The 12,205-nt window shown below is 42.2% G+C and carries 8 protein-coding genes; all 8 read right to left on the bottom strand.

Translation table 11 applies throughout. The features are described 5' to 3' along the window. Positions 1 to 87: 87 nt before the first annotated feature. Complete coding sequence (gene ftsH / locus HXT34_RS01180) at positions 88 to 2,397, bottom strand: ATP-dependent zinc metalloprotease FtsH (RefSeq protein ID WP_415689533.1); 2,310 nt, start codon at positions 2,395 to 2,397, stop codon at positions 88 to 90. Between the two features lie 61 nt (positions 2,398 to 2,458). Then, positions 2,459 to 3,013 (bottom strand): hypoxanthine phosphoribosyltransferase, encoded by a 555-nt coding sequence (gene hpt, locus HXT34_RS01175; RefSeq protein ID WP_033888468.1) that lies wholly within the window; start codon positions 3,011 to 3,013, stop codon positions 2,459 to 2,461. Continuing rightward, positions 2,988 to 4,106, bottom strand: a complete 1,119-nt coding sequence (gene tilS / locus HXT34_RS01170; RefSeq protein ID WP_415687470.1) for a tRNA lysidine(34) synthetase TilS — start codon at positions 4,104 to 4,106, stop codon at positions 2,988 to 2,990. The genes hpt and tilS overlap by 26 nt, the downstream gene beginning before the upstream one ends. Positions 4,107 to 4,152: 46 nt before the next feature. Next, a complete protein-coding gene (locus HXT34_RS01165; RefSeq protein ID WP_415689531.1) occupies positions 4,153 to 5,985 on the bottom strand; it encodes a D-alanyl-D-alanine carboxypeptidase in 1,833 nt (610 codons plus the stop codon). Positions 5,986 to 6,059: 74 nt separating this feature from the next. Continuing rightward, a complete protein-coding gene (locus HXT34_RS01160; protein WP_415689529.1) occupies positions 6,060 to 7,715 on the bottom strand; it encodes a hypothetical protein in 1,656 nt (551 codons plus the stop codon). A 19-nt stretch (positions 7,716 to 7,734) separates the two neighbouring features. After that, on the bottom strand, positions 7,735 to 8,622 hold the full coding sequence (locus HXT34_RS01155; RefSeq protein WP_415689527.1) for an ABC transporter ATP-binding protein: 888 nt from the start codon (positions 8,620 to 8,622) through the stop codon (positions 7,735 to 7,737). 741 nt (positions 8,623 to 9,363) lie between these two features. Then, positions 9,364 to 10,590, bottom strand: coding sequence for a glycosyltransferase family 2 protein (locus HXT34_RS01150; RefSeq protein WP_421785401.1), 1,227 nt, complete (start codon positions 10,588 to 10,590; stop codon positions 9,364 to 9,366). Continuing rightward, entirely contained in the window at positions 10,587 to 12,146 is a 1,560-nt protein-coding gene (locus tag HXT34_RS01145; protein ID WP_421785399.1) for an AI-2E family transporter, read from the bottom strand. Before HXT34_RS01145 ends, HXT34_RS01150 begins: the two co-directional genes overlap by 4 nt. Positions 12,147 to 12,205: the final 59 nt, after the last annotated feature.

Here is a 12,205-nt window from a genome sequence, read left to right as displayed (position 1 = left end):
TAAACGCTGACAGCAATAAATTATATTGTTATCAGCGTTTATTAATAATTTTATTTTATCTGCTTTTTTAGCACTGCATTTACACTATTAAGCACCAAATTGAGTGCCGTCATTTTGATTAGTAGACGGATTAACAGGTGGCTTAACAGTTCCAATAACAGTTCGAGGAGCAGGTGCAGGAGTCTGAACAGACGTATCAACAGGCATCTGATCAGACTGCTGGTTTTGTGAAGTCGCGTTATTGGAAGATTCAGAAAGTTCAGAAGCTTCAGTCTGCTCATTCTTACCTTCAACGTTGCGCTTCAAACTTTCTGGAATTTCAACAGGAGGAAGATCAGAATCTGGTCTTCTATCGTCCGAAAGCCAAAGAGTACGCTCAGGAGCCTTACGAATCTTACTGAAGATTTCCTTAAGTTCCTTCTCGTTAAGAGTTTCCTTAGCGAGCAACTGACGAACCAGCTCATCCAATACGTCACGATTATTGTTAATAATCTCCCACGCTTCAGTATGAGCAGTTTCGATAAGGTTATGAACTTCTTCATCGATTACTTCAGCAGTACGATTCGAGAACTTACGAGGTTGCAAAGAATCGAGTGAACCAGAAGAATCTTCGTCAGTATCCATCCACTTAACAGCTCCAAGCTTTGCCGAGAAACCATATTCAACAACCATCTTACGAGCAATGGCAGTAGCTTTCTCAATGTCGTTAGAAGCACCAGTTGTTGGATCGTGGAACACAACTTCCTCTGCTGTGCGTCCGCCCATAGCATACGCCATTTGATCCAGCAATTCGTTGCGAGACTGCGAGTAACGGTCGCTTGTTGGCATCACAGCAGTGTAGCCAAGTGCGTGACCTCGCGGCAAAATAGTCACCTTTGTAACAGGATCCGTGTGGTGCAACGCAGCAGCAACAAGCGCATGACCGCCCTCATGATAAGCAGTGTTACGCAATTCATCCAAAGCCATGCCCTTAGACTTACGTCGAGGTCCTGCTTGAACACGATCAATTGCCTCATCAATAGCGCGATTATCGATATATTGAGCACCAGAGCGAGCGCAAAGCAATGCAGCTTCGTTAAGCACGTTAGCTAAATCTGCACCAGTAAAACCAGGAGTGCGCACAGCAACCATATGAAGATCAACATCCGGCACAAAAGGCTTACCCTTAGCGTGAACCTTCAAAATTGCCTCGCGACCTTCCAAATCAGGAGCCTCAACAGCCACCTGGCGGTCAAAACGACCAGGACGAAGAAGCGCGGAATCAAGGACATCTGGACGGTTTGTTGCGGCAATAATAATCAAATTAGTGTCGTTGTCGAAACCATCCATCTCAACAAGCAACTGATTAAGTGTCTGCTCGCGCTCATCATGACCGCCAGTCATGCCACTTCCGCGGCGACGACCAACAGCATCAATCTCATCGATAAAGATGATTGCAGGAGCATTCTTCTTAGCTTCGTCAAAAAGTTCACGAACACGAGACGCGCCCAAGCCTACGAACATTTCCACGAAGTCAGAGCCAGCCATTGCATAGAACGGCACACCAGCTTCGCCTGCAATAGCACGAGCCAACAAAGTCTTACCAGTTCCTGGAGGACCATAAAGCAGCACACCGCGCGGAATACGAGCGCCCAAAGCCTTGTAGCGCGAAGGATCCTTTAAGAAGTCTTTAATCTCTTCAACTTCTTCAACAGCAGCTTGTTCGCCAGCAACGTCAGCAAACTTAGTTTTAGGAGTTTGACCTTCGAGTAGCTTGCCGCGGCCACGTCCGCCGCCCATGCCAAGCATACTTCCGCCGGCACCGCCTATTCTGCTAAACATGAACCAAATCATGCCAAGGAAGAACAATATTGGAACAAGCGAAGTAATCAAATACGAAATAATGCTAGATGATTGTAAGCTAGCTGTCCAACCGTTAGAAGGCTTAGCTTTTTCGACTTCTTGTACAATTGACCTACCTTGTGCATACGCGTAGTAGAATTGCACATCCTTGCCAAAGTCACGATTTTGATTACTTCGTTTATCGAACTTCTTAAACGGTCTATCAAGCGTAAGCTTAACTAACTGTTTGTTGTCAATGATTTCCACATAACTTGCTTTATGAGATCGCACTAACTCAATACCATCTTGAGTATCGATAGTTTGCGATCCGTTATGAACAAACATTTGGAATCCGACAACTGAAAGCAACACAAGAAGCACAATCCACGTCCATGGCGACTGCCAGAAGGAACGACGATTGTTGTGGTTGTTCTCGTTATTTTTATTATTCTTGCCCTGCTGACCGTTGTTTCGCTGATTCCTAGGGTTGCGTGGATTTAAAAACGGATTATTTCCGTTATTTCCACGCCCAGGACCGCCCATTGGACCTTGCGGTGTCATAGGAGAAGCGCCCATGTAATAAGGCTCCTTTCAAACTCCTCAATTTATATAAAAATTCTGAATAGAATCTATAAAATCAAGCACCATACACTGATGGCTTTAATACCGCAATACTATTGAGATTGCGGTAGCGTTCGTCGTAGTCCATTCCGAAACCAACGACAAATGCATCAGGAATTTCAAAGCCCGAGTAGTCGATTTGTACGTCTACTTCGCGACGTGCAGGCTTACTGAGCAATGCAAAAACTTTTACACTTGCAGCACCACGACCTTTTAGCTCATCTACAAGCCAAGCTAGCGTGCGACCGGAATCAACAATGTCCTCTACAATAAGCACATCTCGACCGCGCACGTCAGTACTTAAATCTTCGCGCACAGTAATTTGTCCGCTAGTTTGAGTGCCACTGCCGTAACTAGACAAGCTCATAAAGTCCATTGATGCGTTAATGCTTAATTCTTGCGAAAATACAGCAAGAGTATTTACAGCACCTTTTAGAACTGCAACAAGCAAAACATTACTGTTTTTGTAATCTTCACTTACTTGTTTAGCGACTTCACGAATACGCTTCATAAGGTCTTCGTGGCTAATTAATTCATAGTCGATGTCATCTCGTATATCTGCAATTTGCATGTTCACTATCTTTGCATAAGCGAATGACGATATTGCGCGAAAGCCGAGTCGCTTCGTAATAATTTGGCAGCGAAAAAGGCTTCTGACCATGCCATTTTGTACATAGCTCGTCCACTGCAGATATGTGACTTGACGAGAAACGCAGACCAAGCTCACTTAACGCACGCACTATAATTCGTCTACGAATTGATGGATGATATTGCGCTAATTTATCAGCTTTTAACCTAACAGTTTTCGCATTTTTATCAAATTCCATCACTTGTGAACTAGCTTCGTCAACTTGAGAATTAATATAGTCAAGATCATCTCTAGCTATTTCAGCTCCGCGAGAAAGCAAAGTAACCATATTCGCATTAAAAAATCGCGAAATATAAGGCATTAACGTGTGTCTAACTCGAGATCTCAATGGATAATTTTCTGAAAGTTCCTCATTTTGTGAAATATCGTCACCATTTGTAGGATCATCCCACCATGAAATGCCTAAATCCTCACAAATACCAGTAGTATCTTCTCTACTAAGCTTAATAAGAGGCCTTGCAAAAAGCACGTTTTGACGCACTGTTACTGCTTTCATGCCAGCAACTGCTTCTAAACCTGCAGAATCTTTTAGCCCCATCATTACAGTTTCTGCTTGATCGTTTGCAGTATGAGCTAGAAGCACGGCTGCAGCTTGCTGCTTTTTAGCAACATCAATAATTGCTTGATACCTAGCATTTCTAGCAGCAGACTCTTCGCCTTCTCCCGAATCTTCAACGTTCACAGATTGAATATACACGTACTTTTCATCTATTCCAGATTGCAAACAATGCTTAGCAGCAGTATTGGCAATTTCAGTTGAGTGTGGCTGCAAATGGTGATCTACTATCACAACACCGCAACGAATACCTCTACTTGCACACACAATCACGCTCAATGCTGTAAGTGCAAGAGAATCTCTACCTCCAGAGCACGCAATAAGAACCAGAGGAGCATCAACATCTGTCGCGTGGTTGCCATGTTCGGAAAAACGCTCGTCTTGTGCACATAACGAAAGTTCGTCAAAACAATGCTTGATTGCGCCAATTCCTGCGCGTATGCGAGAAGAATACACCATAGCTTCTAGTGTAGCGCGCTAATAACGCTAAATTGCAACTCATAAATCATAGTTTTGGCAATTCTGCCATAAACTTATTAATCGCTACGAACGCTCCCCAAATATCAGCTGGCTGGTTCGCAACAACAGCGAAAGTTAGTACTCCACCACTTTTCCTAGATACATTACCAACCATAGAAGTAACTTCACTTAAAGAACCAGTCTTTACGCGAAGCATACCTGCAGAAGATTCATCCGCCAAACGCTTTCTTGCTGTTCCAACTAAACCAGGAAGAGACAATCCTTCAGCAGCTGCAGCACCTCCAGAATCGGCTTTAATATTAAGCACCTGTACTTGAGCTAGCGTTGTTGCGCGCAACCTTGATTTTGGAGACAAGCCTGAGCAATCAGACATGTGCAAACCGCGTATATCGATATTGAGCTTGCGCAATCCCTCTTTTACTGCCTGAACTGCACCTTCCGGAGAGTTGGATTTGTGAGTTGCAAGCGCAGTCAAACGACCAAACTCTTCCGCCAATGTGTTGTCTGAAATACGAAGCGTATATGCCATTATTTCGTTTAAAGGCGCAGAAGAAACTTGTGCAATTAAACGCGAATTAGATGATATTAACGATTTAGTTTCGCTCACCGGTATTACAAGATTTTCAGATTGTGCAGATTTATTTTCATTTTCAGAATCTTTATTATTTTCAGAAGAATCATCTGCAGACGAGTCTGAACCGGAATTTTTTTCGTCAGAAGTGGTTTTATTAGAATAATTACTTATAACTATTCCTTGTTTGCTTAATAATTTAGCAAAAACACGACCAACACTTAAAGCAGGATGAGGATCAGAAAGCGGAAAATCTGTCATAGCGTCAGCATCCACACCTTGCAATGAAAGGTCACGCTGACGAGCATCATCTATAGCCAAAGATGACGTTTGAGCATAAAAGCGTCGTTCAACATCTGTTTCATAAATCAAATCAGGAGCACGTTTTGCGCCAAACAATGAGTCATCAACAGCTAATGAAACTGTGTGAATATTTTCAAGTTTCAGCGCGTTGGCTGTTCTTCTCGCTAATGTTGTTAAGCCTGCTCTGCCATTAACATGGTTCCAATCGTTTTCTCCAACTCCAAGAAGCATGTCACCATTTCCGCGAAGCACAAGCTTTCTAGCATTCGCACTAGAAGCTCGTTCTGGCTCACCGCCTGTTTTAGGCAACAAAAATACTTGAGTATCAAGAGTTGAACCCATGTCAAGAGTGCGAGAAGCCACGCTAGCAGTTAAAGTTTTAAGCGTTGACGCTGGCTCTCTTAAAGCATTTGGCTCATGTGAAGCAACTACTCGCCCATTAGCATCCATAATTACTGCTGAAGTACTGCTACTCATAGAAGCATCGGAAACCAACTCGTCGATAAGTTTTTGAGCTTGCGAATGATTTATTTCTTTACCATAAGTAACGCTTTTAGCTAGGGATTTAACTCGCAAAAGTGATTTAGGAGAAGAAACAGTTACAGAATAATGTTGTTTTCGCAACGTCAAAGGGCCAGGAAGAATATCATATATGTCAAGCAAAAAATAAGTAAAAATAATTGCTGCACTGACTATAACTGCTATAAATGCAATAAGTAATCGCCAACGAGAAGGATATTGGCTTCTTAAAACCATAGCAGCGTATTTACTTTTCTTCTGAGTGCTACTTGGTTTAATCTCAATCTCACTGATTGGTTCAGATTCACTACTTAGTTTTTGTTCACTACTTAGTTTTTGTTCATTACTTGGTTTAGATTCACCACTTGCTTTAGGCGCGATACTTTTGTTGGGTTCGTTGCTTTGCGCTGGCGTGCTCGCATTAGGAATATTTAAGGCATCGTTTGAGCCTTTATTACTTTCCATGCGAGCACACCTTTAAATCGATTGCAAATACCGCGCTTAACTATACATTGCGCTTGCAACAAAGCGTGCGTAAGTTACGCAGTAATCGAGGCAAATCTGCGCAAGTTTTCAACAATGCGAATCATGCGCTTATCCATCACTTTGCCGCCAAGAATCACGCCAACAACCAGCACAATCAAGCCGTTTACTACAAACAAAATGCTTGCAATCCACAAAAGATTCGGGTTAATAGCCAAAAACGCCATAGCCAAAGCAATAGACGGAATCATGCATACTGCAGCAAGAAGCGTAAAACCTATTGGCGCAAAAGATCTAGCTCCTGCAGAACCTTGCGGCCTAGAAAATGGCTTTTCGATTGATGCCACAGGGTACATTGCTATGCACGAAGAAATTAAGCCAATGCCTATGGAAGCAAAAGCTATTCCAATTGGACAAAGAGTTTGGAACATAACTGCATTCACATTTTGCTGAACATTTACTACGAAGAAAAGGAAAACGTAAACCCCTACTCCAATAATCGCGAAATAAACAGCGCAAATCACTGACCAAACTATTGCGTTCGCTAAGCGATCGTGCACGCCTTTTACTCCAATAATCGCGTGCATAGTAAAAGCTGTGCCATCGTATGCAATATTGTTTCCAACAACCATGCCCATAAGCATCGCAGCATACATCATCCAGCCAGAAATACCTAAGTTATCTGTTAGAGACTCAAATCCTTTAGCATTAAAACTATTTCCTCCTGCGATTAGCAGCATAAAAAGCGGCATAAGAAGCAAAAATAGCTGACGCATATCTCTTCTCATAACGCTAACAATTCGCGCAATAATCGCACCGACTGTGTTGTCTGGAACAAGTGCAAACAAGCCGATTCCCTTAGTTTTAACAACTGTTTTTTGCTCACCGCGAATAAGCTTCGGCTCTAATTTTGCGCAAAATACAGAGATTGCAAAGCAAGCAGCAATCGTTACAACGCAAATAAAGAAGCGAATAACAAGCGAAAGCCAATTGCCATTAATTGCATCGAGCGGCAAGGCCATAGCTGCACTTAATGGCGTAAAAGCGGACGCAGCACAGAAACTTGAGCTGATTTCAATTGAGCTATTTGTGGCTTTGCTATTCGCACCCATACCAGAAACAAAAATCATGTACACTATAAAAATAACAACGTAAAAAATGTTTCTTGAACGCTTGTTTATTAAAATAGTATCTAAAAGCTCAATAAGCATTTTACTTAAAGACACGATTGTTGCAACATAAAGCGGAGCTGCAATTACGCTTACTAAAACCGGCACAATTCCAAAGTTTCGGTACGCTAAAGACCACAAAGCAAGTGCGATTGTGAAGCTTATTGAAAGCGCTCCAAAAAGAGAGCCAAGAAGCATACCTGCTTGCTGTTTTACGTAAGGAATGCCGTAAAGCGCAAAGCTACGCGATTTTAGTGTTGTGTCGCTGCCAAACATAAATATGTTTACAAACAACGTAAAAATTGACACAATCGACGCAACCATTATTGGAGCAACTTGGAATTCCCGCCATTCTTTAGCGTCTGCGAGTATTCCCGGATTAAGATAATTGCCTGTTTTCCAGCCAGCAAAACCAAGAGCACATATAATTGCAAGTCCAAAAACAATGACTATACCAAAGCCAATTTTTTGCCAAATTGACTTTCGCATAACAGAAAAAGTAAGCGCCCAGCGAAGGCGAACCATTGTAAAAATCATAGACATGATTACTTACCGCCTTTCGTTACGCGTTTTGGTTACTTGCGATTGGTGTTGCGCTATTGCCGCCGTTAAGCCAGTCGATACGAGCAGCAGCGTGACGTCCACCAACAAGCTCCATGAAGCGATCTTCAAGTTCCTTACCTTGAGCCACCTCTGCAAGAGTGCCAGCAGCTGCAACATGACCTTCGTTAATGATTGCCACATGCGAGCACATTTTTTCAACCAATTCCATAACGTGCGAAGAAATAATCACCGTGCCGCCAGTAGAAACGTACTCTGCGAGAATATCCTTCAAATTCGCGCTAGAAACAGGGTCCACTGCCTCAAAAGGCTCGTCCAACACAAGCACGCGAGGGCTATGAATCATAGCGGTTGCAAGGCAAATCTTCTTAGTCATACCAGTTGAATAGTCAGAAACCATAGTGTTTGCAGCTTCTGTTAAGTCGAAAGCAGAAAGCAAGTCGTTCGCGCGCTTTACGGATTCCGCACGACTCATCTCGCGAAGCATGCCAGCGTAAGTTAAAAGCTGCAAACCAGTAATTGTCTTAAAAATCTCATCTGCTTGAGGCATTAAACCGATTGCGCGCTTAGCACTATTTACATCGCTCCAAACGTCATTGCCAAAAATCGAAGCCGAACCGGAATCAGGCATAAGCAAGCCCGTAAGCATTTTAATCGTAGTAGTTTTGCCGGCACCATTAGGGCCTACTAATCCGTAGAAAGAGCCTGCTGGAATATCTAACGAAAGATTATCTACAGCAACTTTCTTGCCAAAAGTCTTAACAAATCCGCGAATAGAAACCGCTGGAACATCTTCGTTAGTAGCATCGTAAGTGTTTGCGCCAAAAACTGGAATGCTGCTAGCAAAAGTATTTCCGGACGGATATTCAGACGGGACAGAATCTACCATAGAAACCTCACAACATACAGATAAACGCACGCATTGCGCTACATTATGCGCAATCGCACGTTTATATCAGGGCTTCTATTATCTCATACTCGCAATTTTTGCGCAATCGAAACGCCGGCACCATCCGCACGCGCGCTCCAAACGCGAGATAAGTTCCCCGCGTTTTGGAGCAAAACACAACAGATAAACCTCCAAAAGCGAGACAATCCCCCCCAACCACCAAAAACGGCAGAAACTTTACAGCGGTGTGAAGAAACAGTCGTAATCTCCCAAACTTCCTGAAGCTTTGCAGTTGCGCTTCTGCGAAAAGTGCTTATGTAGCTTTGCACCAGTGCTTCTGCGAACAGCGATTATTTATTACTTAATGAACTTTAACATTATTGCTCTGCAGATATTGAGTATTTATTGCTTAAAGAACACTAGCATTCGCGCTGCCGCACACGCCACACCAGGCGCTCCTACCACACCACAGACCACTAGCGGTTTTACTAGTAGTGAGAGGTGGGTGTTGCTTGTCGAGCAATATAAAAGCGGAACGATAGTAATAATCGTGATGATGAATACTATTTTTGCAGAAAAAGTAAGTAAAAAACTAAACTTAACTACGCAACCTTTAAGTCTAAATAAGGTATAAGAGCGGAGCGCTGCGAGATAAGTAACACCCACCACTCACAGTCACACAAGAAATTCGCCAGCCAAACACCAGCTCCAAAACTCGCGCCACATTGAGGAAACGAGCACTCAGCGACCAGTATGCTGAATCGGCTTCCACTCGCTCTTTGAGAAAATAGCTTGGAACGCAATAGGCACGTACGAAAGCATAAAAATCGGGAAGCTAAGAGCGTACGCAAACAGCTCCTTATTCGTTGCTCCAAGTTTATCGTGTTCAACTAAAATAGTGAGCGACACAAATATCATCATGCCTAAAACGCTTGTAACAGTAGTTGTAATGAAGTTAATCATTGAATAGATTTGACTCATCCATGTTACAAATCCAAATGCAGCAAAAATAAACCCAAGTATTATTCTTGCAACAGCCAAAACCATAAACGGGAAAAGCATAAGCGTAAAATCAACCGACGAAAAATCTCTTTCGCGAATACCATGTCGAATAAGAGCTGCTCCATAGTAACGAAATACTTGCAAGAATCCCTTGCTCCAGCGAAGACGCTGCCTCCAACTCTGCCTAAACGACACAGGCTGTTCGTCATATAATACTGCAGAACCGCAATATCCAACTTTATCTCCGTGAAGAATAGCGTCCATAGTAAATTCAAGATCCTCAGTAAGAAGATGGAATTTCCATCCGCTATTTCTGTGCATAATCTCACGCGAGAACATGAATCCAGTTCCACCAGCGTGGCAACTTGAACCGAATAGCATTCGAGAGTTGTTAGTAAATCGCGATTCTCGAATAAACCAAAGTGCAGAGCCGGAAGAAACCCAATTATCTGAAAGATTCACGGAATTGCGGTAGCTAGTTAAAATTTGATATCCTGCGTGGAAACCTTTATTCATTTCCTCAAAATAATGCGGATCAAGTTTATTGTCTGCATCGAAAACGAAGTACGCATCATAAACTTTATCTGCACCAATTTTCATAATATGGTCGAGAAGATAGCTGAGCGCATAACCTTTACCAATATGCTCTTTATCAAAACGTTCAACTACATTGCATCCACGATTGCGGCCAACTTGCGCAGTAGAATCAGTGCAATTGTCTGCAACAAGCCAAATATCAATAAAATCTTGTCTATACGTTTGAGTTTGAATGCAATGAATAAGATTACCTATAACAGCTTCCTCATTACGCGCAGAAATAAGCACAGCATAATGCTTATCCATTGGCGCTTCAGGAAAAACAACAGGTTTAGCGAATAAAGATGCAACGGCACAAACACCTTGATACACAACACCGCTTATGCCAATAAGTATTACTAGTACATCAAATATTGATAGAAGAATCATCGCTTCCATCCGCTCCGTGGATTACTTTTTACGTTACTTTTACTATTTTTTGTATTGCTTACTATTTTAGACTCACCTACTTGCAATTTTGCTTTAGGAGAATCCTTATTTTCAGAATTTACTTTACGCTTCGCAATATCTTTATTTACGGCATCTAATATTTCGCGTGAAATCGGCATTGTTTCCAATACGTCCGTTTGATCAGAATCATTAGAGGAAACTTTGCTGCTATTCGCATCGTCAGAGTCTGACACATAAGCTTGCTTATACCAATATAAAATATCTTCGTTCAAAGAAACGCGAGAGCTTGTGCCTTTCATTACGCGATGAACACTTTCGCTCATTGGATTCATGAACTTACGACCAATCGCTTCAACGCAACGAACAATAATAGAAGTATGATCAGGATGAGGATCGTTCATAAGCGGAGAAGAAACTAAACTATATTGCTTCGTGCATACTCTGAAAATCGCTTGCAAACTTGCAGTTACAGGCAAAGCCAAAAATGCTCCAAGAGCACCAAATACAGCGCCCATTACAAGAACTGAAATAAAAGCTACTGCAGGATTCAAATCCATAGTCTTTTCGGAAATTTTCGGCGAAATAACCATGTTTTCAATTTGTTGATAAATCGTAATAAAAATTAATGTTGCAACAGCTGCACCAAAACCATTGGAACCCCACGCAACCAAGATAGGCAAAGCTCCACCCAAATAGCCACCAATTGTAGGCACAAACTGTGAAACAATTCCGCAGAATAATGCCAGCGGAAGCCAATACGGTATATTCATCACAATAAGGAAAATTGCGGTACCTACTGCGTTAATAGCTGCCAAAATAATTCGCGAAAACAGGAAGCTCGAAATCTGCTCTTGAACAACTGACCAAATAAATAGGAAACGACGCTGAGCTTGCGGATTCATCCAACGGCACATGCTACGACGCATAGCTGGACCTGCTGCAGAAATGTAATACGTAACCATAATAATGGTGAGCAAATCAAGCAGAACAGTCATCAATCCCCATGTTGTGTTAAGCGCTTGACCAGCAAAATCAACAACCCAAGATGTTTGCACATGCTTCAAAATTTCCATGCCAAGCTGCTCAATATTAGGCATTTTAAAACTGGTATAGTGAAACACAAAATTCGCAAATTGGTTGTATAAATCAGGCAAGCCCATAACCATTGAAACAACCTGTTGAGCAAATAAATTACCGAACAAAGCAAGTAGCAAACTAATTACAACAAGCAAACCCGTTAGCGTAAAACCAGAAGCAACTCCTCGCCTCCAGCCGTGCTTAACTAGTCGAACTACAAGCGGTTCCATTGCGAGCGCAATAAAAACAGAAATCACAACATCAAAAACAATGAATGAAATACTATTCCAAGCGAACCATAAGAAGATAGACACAAAAGTAACAATTGCAACATAAATAAGCGCACGACCTAGCCAATCTGGCGGCCTTCTATCGTCGCCTTTGGCTGGAAAAAGTGAAGCTAAATCTAGCTTATTTTCACTTTCCTTAATATCCTCATGCATTTCATATTCATGCATTTCTTGCTCTTGGTAATCCATAGACACTATTGTAACTGCGCGAACTGATGAACGCGAAT

The organism is Gardnerella sp. DNF00983 (assembly GCF_049244265.1).
Lineage (GTDB): Bacteria > Actinomycetota > Actinomycetes > Actinomycetales > Bifidobacteriaceae > Bifidobacterium > Bifidobacterium vaginale_J.
The sequence above is the reverse complement of the archived record's forward strand: the minus strand, read 5'-3'. Positions and strand labels throughout refer to the sequence as shown.